The sequence below is a fragment of the Microbacterium sp. GW823-FHT02G05 genome, from assembly GCF_058797175.1.
This window is the reverse complement of sequence record NZ_JBXAJK010000002.1, coordinates 871,631-896,529: the sequence shown is the minus strand read 5'-3', so window position 1 is coordinate 896,529 and position 24,899 is coordinate 871,631. Positions and strand designations below refer to the sequence as shown.

The 24,899-nt window shown below is 66.3% G+C and carries 20 protein-coding genes; 14 read left to right on the top strand and 6 right to left on the bottom strand.

The features are described 5' to 3' along the window. The first annotated feature begins 161 nt into the window (after positions 1-161). The 7 genes from AC1REM_RS14310 to AC1REM_RS14280 are packed head-to-tail and all read left to right on the top strand — an operon-like array spanning position 162 to position 7,079. Positions 162-1,289, top strand: coding sequence for a glycosyltransferase (locus AC1REM_RS14310; RefSeq protein WP_492515208.1), 1,128 nt, complete (start codon positions 162-164; stop codon positions 1,287-1,289). Between the two features lie 34 nt (positions 1,290-1,323). Beyond that, positions 1,324-2,010, top strand: a complete 687-nt coding sequence (locus tag AC1REM_RS14305) for a glycosyltransferase family 2 protein (RefSeq protein ID WP_492515207.1) — start codon at positions 1,324-1,326, stop codon at positions 2,008-2,010. A gap of 7 nt (positions 2,011-2,017) precedes the next feature. Then, on the top strand, positions 2,018-2,371 hold the full coding sequence (locus AC1REM_RS14300; protein ID WP_454127483.1) for a DUF2304 domain-containing protein: 354 nt from the start codon (positions 2,018-2,020) through the stop codon (positions 2,369-2,371). After that, positions 2,371-3,507, top strand: a complete 1,137-nt coding sequence (glf, locus tag AC1REM_RS14295) for a UDP-galactopyranose mutase (RefSeq protein WP_492515206.1) — start codon at positions 2,371-2,373, stop codon at positions 3,505-3,507. Before AC1REM_RS14300 ends, glf begins: the two co-directional genes overlap by 1 nt. Then, entirely contained in the window at positions 3,504-5,528 is a 2,025-nt protein-coding gene (locus AC1REM_RS14290) for an acyltransferase family protein (RefSeq protein ID WP_492515205.1), read from the top strand. The genes glf and AC1REM_RS14290 overlap by 4 nt, the downstream gene beginning before the upstream one ends. Before the next feature lie 10 nt (positions 5,529-5,538). Beyond that, on the top strand, positions 5,539-6,342 hold the full coding sequence (locus AC1REM_RS14285; protein WP_492515204.1) for an ABC transporter permease: 804 nt from the start codon (positions 5,539-5,541) through the stop codon (positions 6,340-6,342). Then, a complete protein-coding gene (locus AC1REM_RS14280) occupies positions 6,342-7,079 on the top strand; it encodes an ABC transporter ATP-binding protein (RefSeq protein WP_492515203.1) in 738 nt (245 codons plus the stop codon). Before AC1REM_RS14285 ends, AC1REM_RS14280 begins: the two co-directional genes overlap by 1 nt. 26 nt (positions 7,080-7,105) lie before the next feature. Here AC1REM_RS14280 and AC1REM_RS14275 read toward each other — a convergent pair whose 3' ends face one another. The 5 genes from AC1REM_RS14275 to AC1REM_RS14255 all read right to left on the bottom strand — a co-directional run bounded on the left by AC1REM_RS14275 (position 7,106) and on the right by AC1REM_RS14255 (position 13,368). After that, complete coding sequence (locus AC1REM_RS14275) at positions 7,106-7,708, bottom strand: hypothetical protein (protein ID WP_492515202.1); 603 nt, start codon at positions 7,706-7,708, stop codon at positions 7,106-7,108. Positions 7,709-7,710: 2 nt separating this feature from the next. Next, positions 7,711-8,691 (bottom strand): glycosyltransferase, encoded by a 981-nt coding sequence (locus AC1REM_RS14270; RefSeq protein ID WP_492515201.1) that lies wholly within the window; start codon positions 8,689-8,691, stop codon positions 7,711-7,713. After that, positions 8,688-10,559, bottom strand: a complete 1,872-nt coding sequence (locus tag AC1REM_RS14265) for a glycosyltransferase (protein WP_492515200.1) — start codon at positions 10,557-10,559, stop codon at positions 8,688-8,690. Before AC1REM_RS14265 ends, AC1REM_RS14270 begins: the two co-directional genes overlap by 4 nt. An 86-nt stretch (positions 10,560-10,645) precedes the next feature. Further along, positions 10,646-11,953 (bottom strand): O-antigen ligase family protein, encoded by a 1,308-nt coding sequence (locus AC1REM_RS14260; protein WP_492515199.1) that lies wholly within the window; start codon positions 11,951-11,953, stop codon positions 10,646-10,648. Then, the gene (locus AC1REM_RS14255) at positions 11,950-13,368 is read right to left on the bottom strand and encodes an O-antigen ligase family protein (RefSeq protein ID WP_492515198.1); all 1,419 of its coding nucleotides are present in this window, start codon (positions 13,366-13,368) and stop codon (positions 11,950-11,952) included. Before AC1REM_RS14255 ends, AC1REM_RS14260 begins: the two co-directional genes overlap by 4 nt. An 87-nt stretch (positions 13,369-13,455) precedes the next feature. Between AC1REM_RS14255 and manA the strand changes: the two genes are divergently transcribed. From manA to AC1REM_RS14235, 4 genes are all read left to right on the top strand, one after another. Then, complete coding sequence (manA, locus tag AC1REM_RS14250) at positions 13,456-14,589, top strand: mannose-6-phosphate isomerase, class I (RefSeq protein ID WP_492515197.1); 1,134 nt, start codon at positions 13,456-13,458, stop codon at positions 14,587-14,589. Positions 14,590-14,737: 148 nt separating this feature from the next. Then, positions 14,738-15,055, top strand: coding sequence for a WhiB family transcriptional regulator (locus AC1REM_RS14245; RefSeq protein ID WP_271171593.1), 318 nt, complete (start codon positions 14,738-14,740; stop codon positions 15,053-15,055). 89 nt (positions 15,056-15,144) lie between these two features. Further along, positions 15,145-18,210, top strand: coding sequence for a glycosyltransferase (locus tag AC1REM_RS14240; protein ID WP_492515196.1), 3,066 nt, complete (start codon positions 15,145-15,147; stop codon positions 18,208-18,210). Then, positions 18,207-19,601: a DUF5719 family protein gene (locus tag AC1REM_RS14235; protein WP_492515195.1), complete on the top strand. Its 1,395-nt coding sequence runs from the start codon at positions 18,207-18,209 to the stop codon at positions 19,599-19,601. The genes AC1REM_RS14240 and AC1REM_RS14235 overlap by 4 nt, the downstream gene beginning before the upstream one ends. 12 nt (positions 19,602-19,613) lie before the next feature. On the opposite strand, the gene AC1REM_RS14230 is transcribed toward AC1REM_RS14235, so the two are convergent. Beyond that, on the bottom strand, positions 19,614-20,054 hold the full coding sequence (locus AC1REM_RS14230) for a hypothetical protein (RefSeq protein ID WP_239526518.1): 441 nt from the start codon (positions 20,052-20,054) through the stop codon (positions 19,614-19,616). A gap of 70 nt (positions 20,055-20,124) precedes the next feature. Here AC1REM_RS14230 and AC1REM_RS14225 point away from each other — a divergent pair, with 70 nt between their 5' ends. The 3 genes from AC1REM_RS14225 to AC1REM_RS14215 all read left to right on the top strand — a co-directional run bounded on the left by AC1REM_RS14225 (position 20,125) and on the right by AC1REM_RS14215 (position 24,874). Continuing rightward, positions 20,125-20,331, top strand: a complete 207-nt coding sequence (locus AC1REM_RS14225) for a DUF3499 family protein (protein ID WP_492515194.1) — start codon at positions 20,125-20,127, stop codon at positions 20,329-20,331. A gap of 57 nt (positions 20,332-20,388) precedes the next feature. Then, on the top strand, positions 20,389-21,837 hold the full coding sequence (gene ahcY, locus AC1REM_RS14220; RefSeq protein ID WP_492515193.1) for an adenosylhomocysteinase: 1,449 nt from the start codon (positions 20,389-20,391) through the stop codon (positions 21,835-21,837). 166 nt (positions 21,838-22,003) lie between these two features. Continuing rightward, complete coding sequence (locus AC1REM_RS14215) at positions 22,004-24,874, top strand: choice-of-anchor A family protein (protein WP_492515192.1); 2,871 nt, start codon at positions 22,004-22,006, stop codon at positions 24,872-24,874. Positions 24,875-24,899 lie beyond the last annotated feature (25 nt).

Genomic DNA, 24,899 nt, shown 5'->3' with positions numbered 1-24,899 from the left:
GCAGAGCGAACGAGATCGGCCAGCCGGGCACATTGTATCGTGGGCGACAGGAGTGCGACCTGAGCGGCGTTGTTCGATGACCGCGTTCTTTCGCGCCTGTCGAGCAGGAAGGAAGCCGTCGCGCGTACCGGGAAGTCCGGCGTGCAGAGGCGACATCGCAGATGAGATTCGCGTTCATCGTGAACAACTACCCGCCGCGCGTCGGCGGGGTGGAGAGCCATGTGCACAGCCTGGTGCAGCATCTCGTGGCCAGGGGAGACGACGCCGTCGTCATCACGCTGTCAGAGAATGCCGGCATAGAGCACGCGGACGGGGTCGAAGTGATCCGGCTTCGCGAGCACATGCGGGTGGCGGATGTCCTCGGGTTCCCGTCTCCGGGCACCGCCCGCAGAATCGCTCGGATTCTGAGAGAGCGCAACGTGGACGTGGTCTCGATTCACACGCGGTTCTTCCCCATGTCCTGGGTGGGGCTGCGCAGCGCCCGGAGGGCGGGGCTCCCGGTCATCCACACGGAGCATGGCAGCGACCACGTCGTGTCGGACTCTCCGCTCATCCGCGTGGCGAGTCGATTCGTCGATTTCACGGTCGGCAGAGCGATCCTCCGTCAGGCGGACGATGTGGTCGGCGTATCCGAGCGCGTGACAGCCTTCGTGCATCGTCTCTCGGGTCGTAGAGCAGAGGTGTTCTACAACGCGATCGATGCGTCGGCGGCGGGCGCGCCTGAGGAGGGCATCGTGCAGGGCTCCGGCCCGCGCAACGTCGTCTTCGTCGGCCGGTTGGTGCCGGGGAAGGGGGCCGATGTCTTCGTCGACGCGATCGCTGCGCTGACTGCGCGAGGCCTGGACGTGCGCGGCGAGATCCTCGGGGATGGGGTCGAGCGCGACAGCATCCGTCGGGCGATCGCGGATCGAGGCCTGCAGGACCTCGTCCGGATGAGAGGACGGGTGCCGAGCGAGGAAGTGCGTGCGGCTCTGCGGCGCGCTGTGCTGGTCAACCCGACGACGCTCGCGGAAGGCTTCCAGACGACACTGCTCGAAGCGCTCGACGAGGGAGGGGCGGTCGTGACGTTCGATGTGCCCGGTGCTGCGCTCCTGCGTGAGCAAGGCCACCCCGTGACGATCGTTGGAGAACCGACGGCGCAGGCGGTTTCCGATGCGACGGAGACGATGCTGCACCAGGGGTGGGAAGCGCGTCCCCTGCGGGGCTGGCATTGGGAGGAGCGGGCCGCTGAGTACGCGGTGCGCGCCGAGAGTCTCGTTGCCCGCAATGTCTCAGGACGGCACGGATAGAATCGACTGACCTCGAAACGGAATTCACATACCCATGAGCAACAACACGCCGACGACCGATGACACCTGGCTGATCATCCCCCTCTACAACGAGGCCACGGTGGTGCAGGACGTCATCCGAGGAGCACTCCAGGTGTTTCCCAACATCGTCTGCGTTGACGATGGCAGCCACGACTCCTCCGTCGCCGAGGCACTGGCCGGTGGCGCGGTCGTGCTCCGCCATCCGATCAACCTCGGGCAGGGAGCAGCGCTGCAGACGGGAATCGAGTTCGCGCGGGCGCAGCCCGGCGCTGAATACTTCGTGACCTTCGACTCCGATGGCCAGCACCAGGTTGCCGACGCTCTCGCGATGGTGGAGCGGTTGCGGACCGGAGACTACGACATCATCGTCGGGTCACGATTCCTTGACGATCGAACCAACGCCAGCGCTCTGAAGAAGTTCGTGCTGAAGGTCGCGGTGCTCTTCGAGCGGCTCTCGACGGGTGTGCGCCTGACGGACGCCCACAACGGCCTTCGCGCCTTCAACCGCAAGACCGCGCACGTGCTGAACATCCAGCAGAACCGGATGGCGCATGCGAGCGAGATCGTTGCGCAGATCGGCCAGCACAAACTCCGCTATGCGGAGCAGCCCGTGCACATCGTGTACACCGACTACTCCCGCTCGAAGGGCCAGTCGCTGTGGAACTCGGTGAACATCCTCAGCGAACTCTTCATCAAGTAGGCGTGACATGACTGATCAAATCATCATCAAGGTGCTCCTCATCGGAGCCTTCCTCATCTTCGCGCTCATCCTCCTTCGTCCCGGAGGTTCGGCGCGTACGCAGGCCATCCGCACGATCACGCTGATCCTGCTGCTCGCCGCCGGAGTCTTTGCCGTGCTCTTCCCAGGCCTCATCGACGACCTGGCCCGCAGCGTGGGTGTCGGGCGAGGCACCGACCTGCTTCTGTATGCGTTCATCATCGTCTTCGTCGGCAATGCGCTCACGACCGTGCGCAGACGCCGTGCGCAGGATGCGCAGATCACACAGCTGGCGCGGCAGATCGCTTTGCGCAATCCTGAGCTCCCGGAGGGCAAGCACTGATGGATCTTCTTGTCGTCGGGTCGGGTCTCTTCGGCCTCACCATCGCGGAGCGCGCTGCTGCCGCAGGCCGCAAGGTCACCGTCATCGACCGTCGTCACCACATCGGAGGCAACGCCTACAGCGAGGCGGAGGCGACGACGGGCATCGAGGTGCATCGCTATGGTGCGCACCTGTTCCACACGTCGAACGAAACCGTGTGGGAGTACGTGAACCGGTTCACGACCTTCACGAACTATCAGCACCGCGTGTACTCGACCCACAAGGGCATCGTGTACCCGCTGCCGATCAACCTCGGCACGATCAACCAGTTCTTCAACGCCGCGTACACGCCTGCCGAGGCGCGGGCCCTCGTCGCCGAGCAGGCGGGGGAGCACGATCCTCAGAAGGCTCAGAACCTGGAAGAGCGCGGTATCGGCCTGATCGGTCGTCCGCTGTTCGAGGCGTTCATCCGCGATTACACCGCGAAGCAGTGGCAGACCGACGCGAAAGAGCTTCCCGCGTCGATCATCAGCCGTCTGCCCGTTCGGTACACGTACGACAACCGCTATTTCAACGACACGCATGAGGGTCTGCCCACCGACGGCTACACGGCCTGGCTGGAGCGGATGGCCGACCACCCGAACATCGAGGTGCAGCTCAACGTCGACTACTTCGACGAGAGTCAGCCGCTGAACAAGAAGGCCACCGTCGGACAGGTGCCGGTGGTCTACACCGGTCCCGTCGACCGCTACTTCGAGTACGCGGAGGGCGAGTTGAGCTGGCGCACGATCGACCTGAAGGAAGAAGTTCTCGACATCGCGGACTTCCAGGGCACTTCGGTCATGAACTATCCGGATGCGGATGCTCCGTTCACACGCATCCACGAGTTCAAGCACTTCCACCCGGAGCGTACCGAGATCTTCAACCAGGAGAAGACGGTCATCCATCGTGAGTATTCGCGTTTCGCGACCCGCGCGGACGAGCCCTACTACCCCGTGAACACCGCCGCGGACCGTGAGGGGCTACTGGCCTACCGGGAGCTGGCCAAGGGCGAGGCCGGCGTGCAGTTCGGCGGGCGTCTCGGCACCTACCAGTACCTTGACATGCACATGGCCATCGGCTCGGCGCTGTCGATGTGGAACAACCAGTTGGCGTGACGGACGTTCTCACTCGCAGGGCGGCGCGGGAACAGTCGTCGTTGCGCCCGCTCTACCGCCACGACATCGACGGGCTGAGGGCGCTTGCGATCCTGCTCGTGGTTGTCTACCACGTCTGGATCGGCCGTGTATCCGGCGGGGTCGACGTCTTCCTGATGGTGTCGGCCTACCTTCTCACCAGCTCTTTTGCGCGGAAGATCTCCGCCGACCGTGATCTGCGGGTCGGAGAGTTCCTGCTGGGACGGTTCCGGCGGCTCCTGCCTGCAGCGGCTGTCGTGCTTGCGGCGACACTGGGCGCGGCGTGGCTGCTGCTGCCGCAGACTCAGTGGTCGTCACTGTGGCGTGAAGGGTGGGCTTCGCTCTTCTACGTGCAGAACTGGGTCCTTGCTTTCGATGGTGTCGACTACTACGCGCGAGACACGATCGTCCCCTCGCCGCTTCAGCATTTCTGGTCGCTGTCGGTGCAGGGACAGGTCTTCGTGCTCTGGCCGCTGCTGTTCGTGTGTGCGGCATGGATCATCAAGCGGACCCGCTGGTCGCCGCGCACTGTGCTGGCCGTGCTCTTCGCCGTCGTCTTCGCAGCATCTCTGGTCTTCTCGATCGTGGAGACACGTGAGCTGCAGGCCTTCGCGTACTTCGACACCAGGGCGCGGCTCTGGGAGTTCGCAGCGGGTTCTCTCGTGGCGCTTCTCATCCCGCTGCTGCGAGTCGATCGACGTCTGCGGGCGACTCTGGGGTGGGTCGGTCTGATCGCGGTCGTCGTCTGCGGTCTGGTCCTCGATGTCGAAGGTGGTTTCCCCGGCTATCTCGCGCTGTGGCCGATCATCGGAGCGTCCTTGGTGATTCTCGCGGGGACCCCGGACCGGAACAGCGCAGCGGGTCCGGTCCGCTGGAACCCTTCGCGCCTCTTGGCGCTTCCTCTGTTCCGCGGCCTGGGCGCGGATGCCTATGCGCTCTATCTCGTGCACTGGCCCGTGCTCATTCTGTGGCTCTCGGTGCGCCAGGAGACCCGTGTCAGCATCTTCGAGGGGCTTGTGATCGTCGCCATCTCGCTCGTGCTGGCACGACTGGTGACGATTCTCGTCGAGCAGCCGCTTCGGCTGCCCGCCGGACGGACCGGCAGCTGGATGAGCAATCTGAGCGTGATCATGGCGAGCATGCTCATCGTGGTGGCCGTCATCGGACCGTGGAAGCTGCTCACGGCGGCTCCCGTCGCGGGGACATCAGCATCGGGTGGAGCTACCGTGAATCTGATTCCGGGACCGGAGGCGGAGGATTCGGAGCGCTGGGCTCGCCTCGACATTCCCTGCACAGGGGCGTTTGCCTCCGATCTCGAGGTGGTTCAGGAGAGCTGCACGCAGACGGACGGTGCGGAGGACGCTACGCGGCTTCTCGTGATCATCGGCGACTCGCACAGCAACCAGCTCGCCGGCGCGTTGCGCCCCCTCACCGACGAGCGGGACTGGGGGATCGTGATGCTCATGCGTCCGTGGTGCTCGCTGGAGGCGCATGAGGCCGAGAGCGAGCGCGCCCAGTACTGCGATGAATGGCGGATGGAAGCGACCGCGCACGTCCTTCGGATTGCTCCCGATTCGGTGTTCTCCGTTGTCACGGCCGCCGCACCGGACAGCCCCGAAGAGCGGCTTCTCTCCGACGTCGAGGCGGTGGTCGACGTGTTCACGGCCAACGGCATACGCACCTTCGGCGTTCGCGACAATCCGCGGTCTGAGCAGAAGGACTACTACATGTGCGCGCTCATGGGGGAGGACTGCGATTTCTCCGTCACTCAGGGACTCGCCGCCGAGAACCCGGCTGCGCGGCTGGCGGATCGCGTGCGGCTGGTGGATTTCACCCCGTGGCTCTGTCCCGACGGCGTATGTCGCATGACCGAGGGGGATATCGCCATCTACCTGGACACGAACCACCTGAGCTATCCGTTCGCTCGCTCGTTGAGCGCGGCGCTGTACTCACAACTCTCCGACTACTTCGATGAAACGCCAGAAGCGCATGTCCCGTTCTAGACTCGGATTCGTGAGTCACGCGACGGTCGGGGCGCCGGGTACGCCCCGGCGATACCTGCATTCACTGTGGTTGCTCTCTTCGCGAGACCTGCGCGTGCGCTATTCGACGAGCTTCCTCGGCTACCTGTGGTCGGTGCTCGATCCACTGGTGATGAGCCTGATCTACTGGTTCGTCTTCACGCAGGTCTTCAACCGCGGTGGCCGCATCGGCGAAGAGCCGTACATCGTCTTTCTCATCGTCGCGCTGCTTCCCTGGGTGTGGTTCAACACTGCGGTCTCTGACTTCACCCGCGCATTCCGCAAGGACTCGCGTCTCGTGCGGTCGACGGCGATCCCTCGTTCGATCTGGGTGAATCGCGTCGTGCTGACGAAAGGCATGGAGTTCCTCTTCTCCATCCCCGTCCTGGCGCTCTTCGTGCTCTTCAACGCGGACAAGGTCACGATCACCTGGTCCTTGCTGTGGTTCCCTGTGGGGATGCTGCTGCAGACCGTTCTGCTGGTCGGTCTCGGTCTGCTGGTCGCGCCTCTGTGCGTGCTGTACGCAGATCTCGAGCGCACCACCGCCCTCATCCTTCGTGCGCTCTTCTACGCATCACCGGTGATCTACAGCGTCTCCGACCTCCCCGCCCCGTTCGATGCGATCGGCGCGTTCAACCCGCTGGCCGGAATCTTCACGCTCTATCGCGTCGGGTTCTTCCCTGACCAGTGGGAGACCGGTCCTGTGCTGATCAGCGTCGCCGTGAGCGCCTTCATCCTGCTCCTGGGGATCTGGACGTTCCGATCGCTTGAGCGCCCCGTGCTGAAGGAGCTGTGATGTCGAGCGCGATCGAAGTTCAGGGCCTCGGAGTGCAGTTCCGGCGCAATCGGCGCGGACGCCGCAGCTTCAAAGACCTCTTCGCCGGTGCCTCTCGTCGCACCCGGCCGGGGGAGTTCTGGGCGCTGCGAGACGTCTCCTTCACTGTCGCGCAGGGCGAGGCCATCGGTGTCGTCGGTCGAAACGGCCAGGGGAAGTCCACGCTTCTGCGGCTGGTCGCCGGCGTGCTGCTGCCGGACGAGGGCAAGGTTGCCGTCCACGGCGGTGTTGCACCGCTCATCGAGATCACCGGTGGATTCGTGGGGGACCTCACGGTGCGCGAGAACGTGCGCCTGACGGCAGGATTGCACGGGATGTCGCGCGCCGAAGTCTCGCGCCGCTACGACGACATCATCTCGTTCGCGGAACTGCACGGCTTTGAGGAGACGCCGTACAAGCATCTCTCGAACGGTATGAAGGTTCGGCTGGCATTCGCCGTCGTCTCCCAGCTCGACGAGCCGATCCTCCTCGTCGACGAGGTGCTCGCAGTCGGCGACAAGGCGTTCCGCGACAAGTGCTACAAACGTATCGATGAGCTGCTCGCGGACGGGCGCACGCTCTTCTTCGTGAGTCACAACGAGCGCGATCTGCGTCGCTTCTGCACGCGGGGCCTCTACCTCGACAAGGGTGAGCTCGCCCTGGACGCTCCGATCAACGACGTACTCGATCGTTACAACGCCGACTACAACCTCCGCTGACAGTCGGCGGAGGTATCCGCTGACGACTAGATTCCGACGATCGACCGCAGGTGGATCGCGGCATCGCGGGCGCTGGTGATGCCACCGGAGAGATCACTGTCATCGGCTGCCGCCTGCCGAAGACCTCGCAGCGTCTCCTCGTATGAGCTGACGCCGGCCCGCCACTCGCTGTCGATCGAGGAGGGCGCGGGCGTGTCCGACAGGCGCTGTACGTCCTGCTGGAGCTGATCGATCACGGAGATCGCATCCTGTCCGACGAGGCCTTCGAGGATCGAGAGTCCGGTGAGGGCGTCATCGAGCCGCGGACCGACTGTGCCGGCGAACGTCGCAACGTCGGGGTCCTGAGGCTCAGGGGGTGTCGTCGCGGGAGCGGTCGGCACCCCGGTCGGAGGTGCAAACGTCGGCAGGGGACTTCCCGTGGGAAGCGGTGTCGCAGAGTCAGATGCGCTGGGCGTCGGCGACCCGGAGGGCAGCGGAGTCGGCCCACCGTCGCGCGGGATCAGGAAGAAGGCGAGCGCCCCGGCGATCAGAAGCACCGCGGCGACAAGAGCGACGATCAGCCACACGCGTCCGGCGCGGTTCTTCTCGGGAGGGAAGGTCCACTGGACGTCCGGTTGCTGCTCGTTCATGCTCATGCTTCCAAGGGTGCCATGGGCTGCCAGGAACGGTCGCGCGCAATGCGGCCACCGTCGCGAATCCCTCGGAAGAGATTGCTGGTGCCCCGCACCGTGCGCTCGACGAACAGGAGACGGATGAGCTCCTTCGCGAACGTCATGGTCGTCCCGAGGCCGAACAGCACCGGGTTGTAGACGCCGAGCGAGCGGTAATAGTGCTTGATGTATGCCCGGTTGCGCATGATGTAGTAGCGGTACGCGTTACTGGAGGCGTTCATATGGCGAATGCCCATGTCCCACTGCTTGATCTCGCGTGTGCGGCGCAGCACGAATTCGTCCACGATGACGGCCGTCGTCTTCCGCGACGCCAGCCAACCGTACATCTGGTCATCCCAGTAGATGAAGAAGCGCGGGTCAGGCAGGCCGATCTGTTGCACGATCGAACGGTGGATGAACATCCCCTCGAAGCATCCGCTGTTCATCTCCTTGAACCCCGTGGCATCGAAGCCCGCCGGGGCGAAGGGGATCGGGATGCCCATGCGCTCCGCGATGCGGTACTGCCAGTAGAACGCGCTGCCGTCGTAGTCATAGCGACGACCCTGGATGCTCTTGAAGCGCGGGGCCCACTTGCCCATCTGCGCGAGTCCCTGCGGGAGCACCTCCACATCATCGTCCATGAGCCAGATCCACTCGGATCCCAACTCGTAGGCGACCCGCATGCCCTCGCTGAAGCCGCCGGATCCTCCCGTGTTGGTATCCAGGCGGCGGTAGACGATCTGAGTGCCGATGCGCTCACGGAACGACTCGACGACCTCCGTGGTGTCGTCCTGCGACGCGTTGTCGACGATCACGACGTGGCCCGGCTTCGGGTCCATCGTCGCGATGCTCTCGAGAAGGCCGCTCAGCAGATGCGAACGGTTGTAGGTGACGATGGCGATGGTCGCCGAAGTCGGATCGAACGAGCGGGTGCTCGCGGAGGCGGGGTGTGCCTCGGTCATGCCTTCTCCTCGAAGATCTTCTGCCAGGACTGGGGGGAAACGATATGGGGAAGTGCGCGGCGGTAGCGCTCCTGGAGCGAGGGCCATTCGCGTCGCAGCGCACGGTGCAGCGATGCGGACTCGCGCAGCATCCGGCGGTACCGTGTGCGGTCCCGCACGTAGACCTTGGCGCCGGAGTGATCCGCCGTGCGGATGAGAACGCTGTCGTAGCGCGTCAGGCGCCACCACCCCGCGTCACGGCTCTCGAACTCGACCTCTGGGCTCCGCGGATCGGCTGCTGCAGCGCGATGGAACCACAGCCGAACAAGCGTCGAGACCGTGAGCCAGCGCAGCCTCCATCCGGAGGGCATGTCATCGACGCTGCGATTGACGTGCACGAGGCCGCCTCGGGCTCGGGGCGCTGAGGACTCGTCGCGATGGATCGTGGTCTCGGCGTACTCGCTCATCAGCGCCCGCACCTGAGGCAGAGCCTGTGCCAGTCCGCGTGACAGGTGCTCGGGGCCGGAGAGCACGTCGCGCAGAGCCTGCGCGCGCGCAGCGGTCGGATAGTACTGCATGGCCATTAGGTGCTTCAGATCGACGCGTCGGCTGTGCCGGAGCAACGTGCCGCTTCGGGGCGCCGAGGAATGCAGCAGTGCGGTGACCAGGCGGTTGCGGGCGTGGAAGTAGGCCTGCCAGTCGAGGAAATCGTCCTTGCCGACCCAGGACACGTGCCAGAGAGCAACACCGGGCATCGTCACTGTGGGGTACCCTGCCTCGCCGGCGCGAAGGCAGAACTCTGCGTCATCCCATTTGATGAAGGCAGGGAAGGCCAGCCCGACGTCGCGGATCGCAGCGAGGGGGATGAGGCACATCCACCACCCGTTGAAGTCGGCGTCGTAGCGTCGGTGCAGCTGCGGGGAGGAACGCAGCGGCGAGACCGCGAGGTCGTGCGGCATCTCCAGGCCGTCCGGCGATCGCCAGACGAACGGGGTCTCTTCGATGATCTCGGACCAGGCATGCAGCTGCGTCGGGTGCAGCAGGTCGAGCATGTGCCCGCCGACGAGGACGGGCGAGGTCGCGTAGCGCGCGAAGACGACGGAACGCCGGATCGATTCGGGTTCAAGTCGGACGTCGTCGTCGAGGAGCTGGACGAACTCGCTCTCCGGCCGTTGGAGCGCCTCGTGCATCGCGCGGGAGAAGCCACCGGAGCCACCGAGATTGGGCTGGGTGATGATGCGGAGCACATCGCCCAGGGGTTCGGCGATGGGTGAGAACGAAGGCTGATCACTCACGCGGTCGGTGCCTTGATCGACCAGGAACACCTGATCCACGTACTCGCGAAGATCGGGGACGGACGCCAGTGTTCTCAGCGTGTCAAGACAGTAGGACGGCTTGTTGAATGTCGTGATCCCGAGGGACGCTTTCCCTTGCCGCGCAGGGGTCGCCTCGGTCGTCCACTGTGCGGATGCGAGGGCGAGTTCGGCTGTGCTCGCGGTCAGGTCGAACCAGATCCACCCGCCGTCGGCGAAGCCTGCAAGCGGGATCGCGACGCTCGTCGACAGATCTCCGGACACCGTGTGCGTCTGCAGCAGCTGGTGCTCGCCCGCCTCAGACGAGCGATAAATGAGAAGCAAGCCCGTTCCGCGGGTGTGCACGGTGAGGCGGACCTCGTCGACTTCGGTCCAGTGCTGCCAATAGGACGCCGGAAAGGCATTGAAGTACGTGCCGAAAGAGAGGGTCTCGCCGGCCGCTGCCCTCGCAAGGAGGTGGTCTTGCGGGGTGGGATCCTCTGAGCGGGTATTCGGGGTCTCGTGGGCGACGTAGAGCCGAAGAATGTCATGATCTCCTTCACGAGGGACGACGACATTCTGCAAAACGTGGGTCACGTAGGAATCTCCGGAATCAGACGCTCGGCGAACGCCCGAGCAGAGAGTAGCCTACCCCGCCGGGCAGAGTGGGGCCTGGAGGTGCGTCACGACGTCATACCCGGTGGAAGGGTCGGGATCGTCCCGGTATGCGCGGCGTCGATGTTCTCCCGCCACGATCGCGACTGTCCAGCGCGGAGCGCGCACAGGACGAGGAGGAACCACCCGGCACCCGAGAGCGTGAAGCTCTCGAACATGGACTCGACGCCCAGTGTGACCAGCAGCAGGGGCGTCCAGGCGTACACCACAGAGCGGCGGACGCTGGCGACCAGCCAGGACCGCACCAGGGCGATCCCTCCGACGAGCACGATGAGTGCGAAGCCCACGGCACCGACCTGGAGCAGGGTGTCGAAGTAGGCGTTGAGGGCGGTGCGATGTTGATCGCGGGTGAAGTAGTTGATCGCGTTGAACGGGAACTCATCCGTCTGCCACGGCCCGAACCATCCCCAGCCATGAACGGGACGACGCGCCCATTGGTCGAGAAGGGCATTCCACAGGTCCGCGCGCGTGCTGAAATCGCTGCCCGCATCGAGCCAGGCGATGATGCGGTGGCGCAGGATGAACGAGACGGTCAGGGCAACGACGACGGCAGCTCCCATTGCCCATTGCAGGGCGGACCGGCGTTCCGGTCTCGCATGCCGCACGATGGCGAGGGCAGCAGTCGCGATGCCGACGGCAAGGGCGAGCACGATGACGGTCGGCGACGCGGAGAACAGTGCCAGCATTCCCGCGAGCGCGATGGAGGGAACCGCGACCACGTTCGACACCGATTGCGAGCGTCGTTCGATGACGAAGGTCACCAGGGCGATCACCGCGATGAAGCCGAGCATGTTGCGGCTGCCGAATATGCCCTGGACGGGGCCGCCGATGGCGAGGTTGCCTTGAATGCCGAGGACGCGGATCGGGGTGTCGATGAGGATTCCGGAGAAGATCTCCAGCCCGAGTGAGATGCCGAGAAGAACACGAAGCGTGTCGCCGAGTGCGCGGACCGTCTGGAGCGTGTCGCGGATGTGTCCGATGGTGACGGCGAGAAAGGCGAAGCCGAAGAGCGCGGCCCAGCCGCGGAGGGTGTCGCCCGCCTCCGTAGACCAGAATGTGCTGGCCAGCGTCCACAGCAGGAAGGCCACGAGCGATGTGGGGGCGATCCTGAGGAGGGAGAGTTCCTCTCGACGCACGAAGAGGATCGCGAGCCCGATCATGCAGAGCACGACGATGATGGTGGAGAGCGTGGCCATCCCGCTCATCCGCACGATCGCGAACGAGGAGAACACGGCGAGCAGGACGGTCAGGGTGAACGCCCGCGCCATCTCCGCGGACGCGAGCATCTGCGTGAGCGTGCGACGCGCCGCCGTCACGGAGCCTGCTTCCGCCGCGGACCGCCCTCGACAAGGTTCGCGCGCTCGCTCAGTCCGACTCCGACGAGCGGGACGGCCTTGATCTTCGCGCTGAAGAGCACCACGAGCATCCAGCCCCAGAGCATGATCGGGCCGGATTCGGCGAGCCCCTGCGTCAGCAGGACCGCGACGAGAAGAGTCGGCAGGACCGCGAGCGCGGAGTATCGGCGGTGTGCGTTCAGGTCCCAGCGGGGGCGATCGACGGCGAAGAACCAGGCGCGCCAGACCAGAGAGAGATAGGTGGCGACCATGAGGATCACTCCCACCGCACCGAGCTGGAGGAAGACGTCCACCCACATGTTGTGGGCGTGGAAGACCGTGATGCCGTGGTCGTCTATCCAGCCGGCGAAGCCGGGGTCCCAGGGCACCCAGGGAGACGAGAACCCGTTGCCGACAATGGGATGCTGCGCAGCACGCTCGAGGACCGTCTGCCAGATGTCCAGACGGCCGGTCAGATCCGAACTGCGTCCGAGCGCGCTGAACAGCAGGTCTCGCCCGAACCAGACCGCGGCGAGGAGCGCCACGGCCACGGCGGCGTAGGTGATGTAGATGCGCCTGCGCTGCTCGGGGACGCGCGCTCTCCGCATGAGCAGCACCGTGATGAGAACGACGGCCACAGCTATGGCGCAGGCGGCGGCTGTGGCGGAGCCCGCGCGGAAGAAGAGGAACGCTGCGAGGGCCATCCATGCGATCAGCATGCCGCGGCGGCGGGCGCCCGCTGCCATCAGCACACCGAAAACGACCAGGGCGATGATGCACAGAATCGCGAGAACGTTCGAGTTTCCGACGATGCCCTGGATGCGGCCGCCGTCGAGGAGGTTGTTGCGCACCCAGTACCAGTGCGGGTTGATCTTCTCGCTCGGGGCGTCGAAGAAGTTGGGCAGCAGCGGTGTCCGCAGGACGAGCGACACCCAGAGTTCGAGGAGCAGAGACAGGCCGAGGATCCACTTGAACGCGGATCCGAGCGCTCGGATGATCTCGTGCCAGCTGAGCGACGCCGCGATGAAGAGCGCGTTGACGGTGATCGACAGCAGGAGAGCACCGGTCAGCAGGGTGGCAGCCGGCCACTGCGACCATGCCACCGACAGCAGCGCGAATGCGACGTAAGCGAGTGCAGCCCACGGCAGGCGTCGCCAGGGGTACCGCTGCGGGCGCTGCCTCGCGAGCGCGGGGATCCAGATGGCGAGGGTCGCTGCCGTGAGGACGCCGAGTGCGATCGTGGATCCGATCGGGCCTACGAGATTGAAGACGGCGGTGTGCGCGAACGTGACGAACAGCAGGAGGATTACGTATCCGCGCAGGAAGAGGTGACCGGTCGCCTCACGGGGAGGGGCGGTCGGTGCGGGAGAGACCGAGAGTCGAGAGATCTGCGCCATCGTGGTTCAGGCTATCGCGCGCGGGTGAATTGCACCTCGTGCGTGGCGGGTCGCTGCGACACATCGTTTCCGACCTAATGTGGGGGCATGCTGCTTTCCCTCACGAATGCTCCGCGCGACTACGCGTGGGGATCGACGACTCTGCTCGCCGCTCTGGAAGGTCGAGTTCCGGCGGAGCTTCCCGAGGCTGAGGTGTGGTTCGGTGACCACGCCGGCGATCCTGCCGATCTGCCCGACGGGCGCACGCTGGATGCGGTGACCGGGGGAGAGCTGCCGTTCCTGCTCAAGCTCCTCGCGGCGGAGGACCCGCTGTCGATCCAGGTGCACCCCACGAAGGCCCAGGCCGTCGAGGGGTTCGCGAGAGAAGCGGAGCTCCCGGCGGATGCTCCCGGGCGGAACTACCGCGACGACAACCACAAGCCCGAGCTGATCGTGCCGTTGAGCGACCGATTCGAGGCGCTGTGTGGATTGCGTGAGCTTGCCGCTTCGCGTCGCCTGCTCGCAGAGTTGCGTTCATCGACCGAGGAATCCGCAGGGCTTTCCCGACTCAGCGCTCTGCTCGACGGGGAGGATGACCCGCTGCGGGCGGCGCTGCAGTGGGCGCTCGCCGAGGCGACGACGGCGGAGGTCGCCGACATCATCGACGCCGTGCAGGGCGGAGTGGCTGCGGAGTTCGCGCAGACGCTGGTCGCGATCCGCGAGATCGCAGCCCGCAACCCGGGGGATCCGGGCGTGATCGTGGCGCTGCTCATGAACTTCGTGGTGCTGCGACGCGGCGAGGCCGTCTTCCTGCGTGCCGGACTTCTGCACGCCTATGTCTCCGGGCTCGGGGTGGAGATCATGGCGGCGAGTGACAACGTGCTGCGTGGCGGGCTCACGCCGAAGCACATCGACGTCGCCGAGCTCCTGACGATCGTCGATACGACTCCCGGTGATGTCGAGATCATCCGGCCTGATCCCGGCATGACGGTCCAGCGCTTCCCGGTCCCGGTCGACGACTTCGCACTGTCGCGCGTGGTGCTGTCGGGTGAGGACATCGCGATCGACGTGCAGGCGCCGGCGATGGTGCTCGCGACGAGCGGAGAGGTTCGGGTCATCGGCGCGGATGCCCTGGCTCTGCCGGTTCCGGTGGGAACGGCGGTGTTTGCGGATGCTGCCGAGTCGGCGCTCGTGCTCTCCGGCGTCGGCGAGGTCTTCGTGGCAGAGCCGGGTTCTCGCTGACAAGAGACGACACGCCGCCGACACGCCGTAAAGCTTAAAGCCCTGCTTGAGGGTTTACTATCCGCGACTTGACCCCAGCGAATGACACGGGTGTAATTAGTCAAGCGCTTGCGCCGGAAGGTGCAGGAGTCGGATAGGAGGGGAGACCATGGCCGGCTATCGATCAGAAGTTCCCGAGAACTGGTTTGTCGATCCGGTGAACCTTGGGGTTCCCGGCATACGTCGACCCTCCGCGGACGACGACAACGCTCTCGCCTGGCAGACCGACGCCCTGTGCGCGCAGACCGACCCCGAAGCCTTCTTCCCTGAAAAGGGAGGCTCCACGCGTGATGCCAAGCGCATCTGCACCTCCTGCGATGTGCGCGGCGAATGCCTGGAGTACGCGCTCAACAACGATGAGCGATTCGGGATCTGGGGTGGACTCTCCGAGCGGGAGCGTCGCAAGCTCAAGCGTCGCGCGAGCTGAGGGACCATACGCATCTTGTCGTGCTGAATCCTCGACGCGCGGAGATGGAAGCCGTGTTGCTCGGAATCCGCGCTTAGGCTGACCACGTCATGCCTGCCCGAGTTCACGCCATTCTTGTCACACGTACCAGTGCGACCTCGCTCGCCCGTCTCCTGCGGGCTCTCGATGCGATCTCGCAACAGACGTACACCCCCGACGCTCTGACCATCGTCGTGTGCGGCGCGTCCGATGCCGTACGGCAGAGTCCTGCTGTCGCCGCCGCGGCCGAAGGCGTCGTCGAGACGCGTGGGAACACCTCGTATGCCTCGGCGGTCGCTCTTGCGCTGCCTCGGGTGTCCGAGGGTTCTGCCGTCTGGCTGCTGAGTCACGACACCGTGCCCGAACCGAGGGCACTCGAGAGTCTTGTCGGCACGCTGGAGCGCTCGCCTTCGGTGGCCGTTGCCGCGCCGAAGCTGGTCAGCAGCCTCGATTCCGACGAACTCGTGTCGTTCGGACAGACGGTCACACGATTCGGACGCGCCGTGGATCCGGTCGCAGGAGAACTGGATCAGGGGCAGCACGACGGCAAGGATGACGCGCTGGGTGCGGATATCCGCGGACTGCTGATCCGCGCCGAGTGGCGGCGAGCACTCCGTCCGGACCCCGGGCTGGGCGGAGAGGATGAGGGGCTCGACCTCGGCATCCGCGCACGCCTGGCTGGTGCGCGACTCGCGCCGACAGCGAAGGCGCGCATCGCAGTGTCGCCGGATTCCGCGCTGCGACCGGGGACCGCCGCGCACGCCTTCGCGAGCCGCCGCGCCCAACTGCATCGCCGCCTCGCCTACGCGCCGGCGGCGGCCGTGCCGCTGCACTGGCTGACGCTGATTCCCCTCGCGCTCTGGCGATCGATCCTGCATCTGATCGGCAAGCGCCCCGCGGCCGTAGCTCCCGAATGGGGTGCCGCGGCCGTCGCGATGGTGAATGGGGGAGCGGTTGCGCAGTCTCGCCGGGGAATCCGCGAGATCAGGAAGGCTTCATGGGCGAGCATCGCCCCGCTGCGGGTTTCCCGTGCCGAGATGCGCCAGCGTCTGGATGACGGCCATGGTGCTGAAGGCGCACATGTGCAGGAGCTCGGTTTCTTCTCCGGCGGTGGCGCGTGGGCGGTGCTCGGTGCGCTCTTGGTGAGCGTGACTGCGTTCACCAGTCTTCTGGCGTGGCCTGCGATCGGCGGCGGAGCACTTCTGCCGCTGCGTCAGACTGTCGGGGCGCTGTGGAGTGATGCCGCGTATGGGCTCCGGGGTGGTGGTGTGGACGTCGTGGGGCCCGCTGATCCGTTCGCCGGCGTGCTCGCGGTACTCGGATCGCTGTGGCCCGCGACTCCGTCGTATGCGCTCGTGCTTCTGTGGGTGCTGGCCCTCCCTCTCGCTGTTCTCGGCGGCTGGTTCGCAGCAACCCGACTCACGGATCGACCCGGCCTGCGGATCTTCGCCGCAGTGGTCTGGGCGCTCGCGCCGACCTTCCTCACCGCGCTCTCCGAGGGCCGCCCCGCCGCGGTTCTCGTGCACCTGCTGTTGCCCTGGCTGTTCCATGCCGCGCTCGTCGCGCACCGCTCCTGGGGCGCAGCGGGTGCTGCGTCGCTTCTCGTGTGTGCTGTCATCGCCTGTGCGCCGTCGCTCGCGCCGGCGCTCTTCGTCCTGTGGACGATCGCCGTGATCATCGCGCTGCTGCACCGTCGGGTTCGTGGTGCGGTGCGACTGCTGTGGCTGCTGATCCCCACAGCCGTCGTATTCGCGCCCCTTGTGGTTTGGCAGCTCTCGGAGGGCAACGTCTGGGCGATCTTCGCCGACCCGGGGCTGATCGCGAATCTTCCGCACGCGACGGCGGACTCCATGGGACGCCTGGTGATGGCCGCCGGATTCCCCACGATGGACATCGCCGGATGGGGCAGCATGTTCGGGACGGAGGTGTCGGCCTGGGCGCTGTGGATCGCTGCGCCGCTCGCCCTCCTCGCGGTGTTCGCTCCGCTGTCACCGAGGTGGTCCTCAGGCATCGTTGCGCTGATCGTCGCCGTGCTCGGGCTGGCGACCGCCTTCGCCGCGGTGGGCATCCTCGTGAGCTTCGCGCACTCGGTGCCGGTGTCGATCTGGCCGGGATCCGCCCTCAGCCTGGCGTGGATCGGTGTGCTGGGCGCCGCCCTCGTCACGCTGGACTCCGCGATCACGCTCCCGGCGCTGCGCGCATCCGCTGCCGTCGTCGCGGCGCTCGCGATCGTCGTGGGTGCCGTTCCGGCACTGACTGCCGTCGCACGCGATGCATCCGCGCTCACGAACGGTCCCGTCAGCACCCTGCCCGCATATGTGCAGGCGCAGGCGCGGGGCGACCGTGATCTCGGTACGCTCGTGCTCACCCCGCAGCCCGCGGGCGGGATCGGGCTCGATGTTGTGTGGGGTGCGAGCGATACGCTCTCGGCACAATCAACGATGCTCAGCACCGCGACCTCGCCGCAGGGGCAGGACATCAGCGTCCTGGCGGTCGACCTGATCTCGGCGCGAGAGTTCGACGCTCCGCAGGAGCTCGCCGACCTCGGCGTCCGCTTCGTGCTGTTGACTCGCGAAGCGGAAGGCGAAACGGATGCGGCCCGCGAGCAGCGCCTCGGAGCCATCACCGCGCTGGACCGTCGTGCTGGCTTCGTGCGAGTAGGGGAGACCTCGAAGGGCGTGCTCTGGCGGTTGGAGGCAGAGCCCGCACCGCGCGCCGATCTGACCGCGGCCGAACTGGGGACCTCGCGACTCGTCACCGGTGTGACGTTGCTCGTCCTGCTGGCAGCGCTGCTGCTGGCGATCCCCACCCGGGCGTCACGCCGCGCGGCACGAGGGCGCTCGCGTATCGTCGGACTGGCTTCGGAGGCGACGCCGAGGCCGCGCCGGGAACGCGCGGCAGCGACGTACAAGGCGACGCCGGGGCCGGCAGACACAGCGACGGCCCCCGAGGTCGAGCAGGAGGAGAGCACGGCCGAGGTGACCGCCGTGGCCACGAGTGAAGAACTCGATGTCGACGCCTCCGCGACAGATCAAGCAGAAGCAGAAGCAGAAGCAGAAGCAGAGCTCCCCGTGTCTGGAGACGAGAGGACCGATTTGGATCCGGATGGAGACGCGGCGAAGGAGGAATCCCGATGACCAAGCCCACCGCCGTCCGGGTGGCCGCCACCAGTGCGCGCGTCATTGCAGGTATCGCTGTCTCTGCGGCCTGCGTGGCCGGCGTCATCGTCGCCGTGCCGATGGCCTGGCCTGCGGTTTCGCAGGCACCCGCACAGGCGGAGGTGACCCCGATCTCGGGTGACATCTTCCTCACATGCGCGGGACCCCTGCGCGCATTGGGCCGTGACCCGATGAACGCGGCGCTCGTCAGCGCCGCAGCGTTTCCCGATGTGACGGTGGGCGCCGCGGATGGCGTGCGCGTCGAGGAGCACGAGCTGCGGATGCCGGAGCTCGCAGACGCGGGGGAGCAGACGATGTACGTCGGTCGCTCCGATGCGCGCGAGGCTGTCGAGATCGCCGCCGCCGAGTCGGTGTCGGTGATGCAGCCTGACCTCGCCGGATTCGCCGCATCCGCGTGTCGTGCGCCCAGCATGGAGTCGTGGATCGTCGGCGGCGCCGCGAGTACGGGTACGAGTGACATCGTCCTCATCGCCAACCCCAGCGACGTCACCGCGACGGCATCCTTCACGGTCTACGGCTCCGCCGGGCCGAAGCGCACGAGCGACATCGTGCTGGCCCCCCGGACGCAGATCTCCGTGCCGCTGGCGGCGGGTGCCGCGGGGGAGAGCACGCCGATCGTGCGTGTCACGGCCACGGGAGCGCCGCTGCGGACCATGCTGCAGTCCAGCCTGATCCGCGTGCTGGATCCGAGCGGAGTCGATCTGCAGGACGGCACAGGACAGCCTCAGCGCGCTCAGGTGCTGGCGGGCGTGCGGGTGCTGGAAGAGGCGACGGATGCGGCATCCATGACCATCGTGCGCCTGATGGCGCCAAGCAACGACACGACTGTCCGCCTGACCGCGCGCGACGCCGAAAGCGCGCGAGTCGTGGGCGATGAGATCAGCGTGGAGCTGCGCGCGGGTGAGCCTGTTGAAGTCGATCTTCCGGGTCTTGCCGTCGGCACTTACAGCGTCGAGATCGACGCGGACGAACCCGTGGTGGCGGCCGTCTGGCAGTTGACGGGAGCGGGCGCCGGCGCAGATTTCGCATGGATGACACCCGCACCGACGATCACGGAGCCGACGACGTTCGCCGTGCCTCGCGGCCCAGAGGCCAGGCTGCACCTGCGGAACACGACGGAGACCGATGCGGTGGTGATCCTCACCGACCTCGCCAATGGTGATCAGCGTGAGATCCCCGTCGCGGCCGACGGCTCGGCGCTCGTTGAGGTCGACGCTGACACGTCCTACGGGTTCTCCACCACGGCTCCCGTGCATGCGGCCGTCACGATGGCGACGTCCGGAGCGATCGCGGGATGGCCGGTCTGGCCATCTGCCGCCTCATCCAGCGCGGTGACGGTCTACCCCTAGGAGGGGAGCGGCTCAGTGGTCGTGGAACCCGTGCGGACCGAGGTCCCACGGCTCACGGCCCGTGTACTCTGCGGCGGCGCGGAAGACCGCGCTCTCGATCGCGATCCGTCGGTGGGCGAGATCGTCGTGCCCGGGAACGAGCAGTCGCTCGATCGGCACACGGAAGAGCACGATGCGGTGGTGCGCGGCGTCGACGTACCACCGGGGCATCCCGTCAGGGTCGTCGATGCTTGGCATCGCTGCGACCTCGACGCGCACATCACGAAGCTCTGGCCATACCGAGCAGAGGAAGTCCACCGCCGTGCTGACCGTCAGATCGAACGTGTCGATTCGACCGTCGAGGGCCGGAAGCGGCGGGCGTACGACCGGGCTGCGCCCGAGGCGGCCGTGTCGGCCGTGACGTGTCGCGCGCCGCGGAGCGGGCGGAACCGATGCAGAGCGTCGACGGGGCATGTTCAGAAGTCTAGGCGCTCTGCCGCGCGGCATCCGGTCTCGGGCATCGACGGTGTCTAAGCTGTGGGCGATGCACGGACGAATCTGCTCCAAGGTTGGCTGCGCCCGCGAGGCCGTCGCCACGCTGACGTATGACTACGGCGATCAGATGGCTGCGCTGGGGCCCCTGGGCGCGGCGAACGACCCGCACGCCCACGACCTGTGCTCGCCGCATTCAGAGCGGCTGTCGGTGCCCGCCGGGTGGATGATCGTGCGCCACGAAGCACTGCGCACCTGAGTCCTTCGATGTCGTCACGCAGCCAACCGCCGCGCACGGACCTGGAACAATACGACCATGTCCACGACTTTCGACTACGCCGTCGCTGATCTCTCCCTTGCAGAAGCCGGACGCCACCAGCTGCGTCTGGCAGAGAATGAGATGCCGGGGCTGATGGCATTGCGCGTCGAGTTCGCCGCCGAGCAGCCCCTCAAGGGCGCGCGCATCGCCGGCTCCCTGCACATGACGGTGCAGACGGCCGTTCTCATCGAGACCCTCGTGTCGCTGGGCGCCGAGGTGCGCTGGGCGAGCTGCAACATCTTCTCGACGCAGGACGAGGCCGCCGCGGCCGTCGTGGTCGGTCCGAACGGCACCGTCGACGCGCCCGCGGGTGTTCCCGTCTTCGCCTGGAAGGGCGAGACGCTCGCTGAGTACTGGCAGTGCACCGAGCGCATCTTCGACTGGTCATCCACCGGACACGACGGACCCAACCTGATCCTCGATGATGGCGGCGACGCGACACTTCTCGTGCACAAGGGCGTCGAGTTCGAAGCCGCGGGTGCTGTTCCGGAGGCTGCGGATGGCGACGCGCAGGAGTACCGCATCATCCTCGAGACTCTGCGGGCCTCGCTGGCGAGCGACGCGCAGCGCTGGACCCGCGTGGCGGCAGGCATCCTGGGTGTCACCGAGGAGACCACGACGGGGGTGCACCGGCTCTATGAACTCGCCGCGGCCGAGACTCTTTTGTTCCCCGCGATCAACGTGAACGACTCCGTCACGAAGAGCAAGTTCGACAACAAGTACGGCATCCGCCACTCCCTGCCTGACGGTCTCAACCGTGCCACCGACGTGCTCATGGGCGGAAAGGTCGCTTTCGTGTGCGGCTACGGTGACGTGGGCAAGGGCGCCGCCGAAGCGCTGCGGGGCCAGGGCGCGCGCGTGATCGTCAGCGAAGTGGATCCGATCTGCGCCCTGCAGGCCGCGATGGATGGTTTCCAGGTGACGCGCCTGGAAGACGTCATCGACCAGGTCGACATCGTCGTCACGGGCACCGGCAACAAGAACGTCGTCACGACGCAGCACATCCTGGGACTCAAGCACCTCGCGATCGTCGCGAACGTCGGTCATTTCGACAACGAAATCGACATGGCGGGACTGGAGTCGCTGGAGGGTGCCGAGGCGATCGAGATCAAACCGCAGGTGCATGAGTGGCGCCTGCCCACGGGGCGCAGTGTGCTCGTCCTCAGCGAGGGGCGTCTGATGAACCTCGGCAACGCCACGGGGCACCCCTCTTTCGTCATGAGCGCGTCGTTCACCAACCAGGTGCTCGCGCAACTCGAGCTCTACACCAAGATCGACGAGTATCCGGTCGGCGTCTACGTGCTGCCGAAGTCGCTCGACGAGAAGGTGGCGCGCCTGCACCTCGACGCACTCGGGGTTGAGTTGACCCACCTCAGCGCTGAGCAGGCAGCGTACATCGGTGTGCCCGTCGAGGGACCCTACAAGCTGGAGCACTACCGATACTGAGCGTGAAAACGCGGCTCGCGTATTTTGTTTAGCGCCTAGCTCAAATTCCCGATATCCTGATATCGCATCGCGTTGGGGAGCGGGCTCTGAGGGGCGCCCGCAGGTGGGGGACATCTGCCCTATCGATTCGTGGTGTGCCCGAATTCTTAGAACAAGATAGGACAACATGCGTCTGCGTCAACACATCGCAGCTCTCGCAGGGGTCTTGCTGGTCGGAAGCAGTCTTGTGCTGCCTGCGACCGCTGCCGCCGCTGCGCCGCTGCCTGCGGAGCCGATCGCTCCGGCCAGTTTCAAAGCCTGTGAGGCCACATCGGGAGTGGGTGTCGTGCACCCTCTGAACCCGACGAAGCCGCAGCCGGTCGATGAGAACGTCAACGTCTACGTCGGCGGCAACTTCACCCGCCTGCAGGGCAGCGAACTCGAAGGCCAGCTCGTGGTCAACGGCAATGCCACCCTCGGAGGCAACGCCAATTACAACATGGGCTACGTCGGCGCGGGCTCGGGAATCGTCCCGGTCGCCGACCAGGACCTGATCCGTGTCGGTGGGGACTTCACTCTGAACGGCACGACCCGTGCGCTGGTGAGCTCTATCGCTGCGAACGGAACGCTGCTTCCGGGCAACGTCCGCGTCGGCGGAACAGCCTCCCCGGTGTCGCAGATCTCGCTCGAGGCGGGTTCCGGCCAGCTGACGCAGAACATGGGCCGCGCGGATGCGCTCGGTCCGGTCTTCGCTGATTGGGCCAATGACGACTTCTCGATCCTCCACGACTTCGTCGCGCGCAACCAGACGGGAACTCCCGGTTCGTACGCGTTTGCCGATGGCGGCTACCTCGAGCTCCGCGGAACAGCCGGGGCTGATCGTCACCTGATCACCATCCCCGGTTCGCAGCTCACGGGGCAGGGCGTCGTGCTGAAGCTTGTGGATATCGATCCCACCGATGTCACCGTGATCAACGTCACGGGAGCCACCGCGAACGTCAACGTCCTCGATCTCTTCATCGGCAGCACGCAGATCGTCATGGGCGCTCCCGCGTTCGGTCAGGTCGCCGCCCGCATGCTCTGGACCTTCCCGACAGCCACGGACGTGACGCTCGCCGGCGGTCAGGTGCCAGGTTCGGTCGTCGTTCCCTCGTCGGGGTCGATCACGAAGCAGAACGCGGGTGGATCCAACGGTCGATACTGGGTGGGCGGAGACCTCAGCCAGGACCGGGCAGGTAGCGAGTTCCACGCGTTCCCGTTCCTCGGTGACCCGGACTCGTCCTGCGGAACGCCGATGATCGCGCCGGTTCCTCCGGTGGTTGTGGCTCCGGTTCTTCCGACGGTTGTCGAGGCTGTGTGTGATGCAGGCGCTGCGACCACGCCGAGCGTGACGCTGCCTGCGGATACGGCGGATGTCGTGTATTCGAAGTCGGGTGCGGAGGTTGCGGGTGGCACGGTCACCGTGACCGCTGTGGCTCAGGGCAACAACGTGTTCGAGACCACGGTCAGTGGCTGGACGATCTCGGGCGACCGCAAGACGGCGACCCGTGTGATCGAGTTGGCTGATCCGGACTGCACGGTTCCTCCGGTCGAGGTGGCGCCCGGTCCGCTGAGCATCGTCCAGGCTGTGTGCGAGAACGGCTCGCCGACGGTTCCGTCGGTGACGGTTCCTGCGGACACGGCTGACGTCGTGTATTCGAAGTCGGGTGTAGAGGTTGCGGGCGGCACGGTCACCGTGACCGCTGTGGCCCAGGGCAACAATGTGTTCCCGCAGACGCTCGCAGGGTGGACCGTCTCTCTCGACGGCAAGACGGCGACTCGCGATGTCGTTCTGACGACGCCAGATTGCTCTCCGGTGATTGTGGCTCCGGTTCTTCCGACGGTTGTCGAGGCTGTGTGTGATGCAGGCGCTGCGACCACGCCGAGCGTGACGCTGCCTGCGGACACGGCGGACGTCGTGTATTCGAAGTCGGGTGCGGAGGTTGCGGGTGGCACGGTCACCGTGTTGGCCGTCGCCCAGGGCGACGCTGTGTTCGAGGAGACCGTCACTGGCTGGACGATCTCGGGCGACCGCAAGACGGCGACTCGTGTGATCGAGCTGGCTGATCCGGATTGCACGGTTCCTCCAGTGATTGTGGCTCCGGTTCTTCCGACGGTTGTCGAGTCGGTGTGTGAGTCGGGCGTCGCGACGGTTCCGTCGGTGACGCTGCCTGCGGACACGGCGGATGTCGTGTATTCGAAGTCGGGTGCGGAGGTTGCGGGTGGCACGGTCGCCGTGTCGGCCGTGGCCCAGGGCAACACTGTGTTCGAGGAGACCGTCACTGGCTGGACGATCTCGGGCGACCGCAAGACGGCGACCCGCGTGATCGAGCTGACCGACCCCGGCTGCGTGATCCTGCCGGTAGCGGTGACGCCGGTCACCCCGACCATCGAGAATGTCTGTGTCGCTGGCGGCGTGAGCACGCCGACGGTCATCTTCGACACCTCCACAGGTGTCACCTACGAGATCACCGAGGGATCGGTCGTCCCCGGCACCACGGTGACGGTCACCGCAACGGCAGTGCCCGGCTACGTGCTGGATCCGGCTGACGGCTGGACCCTCGCGCCGGACAACTTCACGGCGACCATGCAGATGGAGATCCCCGCGGCGCTCGACTGTGCACCGGTGACGGTCGACCCGGGCATCACCCAGGCGACCTGCGCGGCCGGCGCCACGCTGACGCTGCCGACGACCCCGGGCATCGTGTACACCTCGTCGAACGCCTCGCCGGCTGCCGGTGAGACGGTCACGATCACGGCAACTCCGGAGGCCGGCTACGCGCTGACCTCCGGTGACGGGTGGACACTGCACTCTGACGGCACGGCGACGAAGCAGTTCACGCTGACGAAGCCGACCTGTGGCGCGGGCGCCGGCACCACTCCGGGCGCGGGTGATCTCGCCACGACCGGCGGCACGCCCGTTCCGGGCTGGGTCATCGGTGGCGGTCTCGCAGCCGTCATCGCGGGTGCGGTGCTCCTGTTCGTGCGCCGACGCGCACTGGGCAGCACGGACGCCTAAGGCAGAGTGACACCGAACGGGTGTC

What these genes read in the sequence shown, in the direction of transcription:
- AC1REM_RS14310 (WP_492515208.1), top strand. Translation starts at nt 162, where the DNA reads ATGAGATTCGCGTTCATCGTGAACAACTACCCGCCGCGCGTCGGCGGG.
- AC1REM_RS14305 (WP_492515207.1), top strand. Translation starts at nt 1,324, where the DNA reads ATGAGCAACAACACGCCGACGACCGATGACACCTGGCTGATCATCCCC.
- AC1REM_RS14300 (WP_454127483.1), top strand. Translation starts at nt 2,018, where the DNA reads ATGACTGATCAAATCATCATCAAGGTGCTCCTCATCGGAGCCTTCCTC.
- glf (WP_492515206.1), top strand. Translation starts at nt 2,371, where the DNA reads ATGGATCTTCTTGTCGTCGGGTCGGGTCTCTTCGGCCTCACCATCGCG.
- AC1REM_RS14280 (WP_492515203.1), top strand. Translation starts at nt 6,342, where the DNA reads ATGTCGAGCGCGATCGAAGTTCAGGGCCTCGGAGTGCAGTTCCGGCGC.
- AC1REM_RS14275 (WP_492515202.1), bottom strand. Translation starts at nt 7,708, where the DNA reads ATGAACGAGCAGCAACCGGACGTCCAGTGGACCTTCCCTCCCGAGAAG.
- AC1REM_RS14270 (WP_492515201.1), bottom strand. Translation starts at nt 8,691, where the DNA reads ATGACCGAGGCACACCCCGCCTCCGCGAGCACCCGCTCGTTCGATCCG.
- AC1REM_RS14255 (WP_492515198.1), bottom strand. Translation starts at nt 13,368, where the DNA reads ATGGCGCAGATCTCTCGACTCTCGGTCTCTCCCGCACCGACCGCCCCT.
- manA (WP_492515197.1), top strand. Translation starts at nt 13,456, where the DNA reads ATGCTGCTTTCCCTCACGAATGCTCCGCGCGACTACGCGTGGGGATCG.
- AC1REM_RS14245 (WP_271171593.1), top strand. Translation starts at nt 14,738, where the DNA reads ATGGCCGGCTATCGATCAGAAGTTCCCGAGAACTGGTTTGTCGATCCG.
- AC1REM_RS14240 (WP_492515196.1), top strand. Translation starts at nt 15,145, where the DNA reads ATGCCTGCCCGAGTTCACGCCATTCTTGTCACACGTACCAGTGCGACC.
- AC1REM_RS14235 (WP_492515195.1), top strand. Translation starts at nt 18,207, where the DNA reads ATGACCAAGCCCACCGCCGTCCGGGTGGCCGCCACCAGTGCGCGCGTC.
- AC1REM_RS14230 (WP_239526518.1), bottom strand. Translation starts at nt 20,054, where the DNA reads ATGCCCCGTCGACGCTCTGCATCGGTTCCGCCCGCTCCGCGGCGCGCG.
- AC1REM_RS14225 (WP_492515194.1), top strand. Translation starts at nt 20,125, where the DNA reads ATGCACGGACGAATCTGCTCCAAGGTTGGCTGCGCCCGCGAGGCCGTC.
- ahcY (WP_492515193.1), top strand. Translation starts at nt 20,389, where the DNA reads ATGTCCACGACTTTCGACTACGCCGTCGCTGATCTCTCCCTTGCAGAA.
- AC1REM_RS14215 (WP_492515192.1), top strand. Translation starts at nt 22,004, where the DNA reads ATGCGTCTGCGTCAACACATCGCAGCTCTCGCAGGGGTCTTGCTGGTC.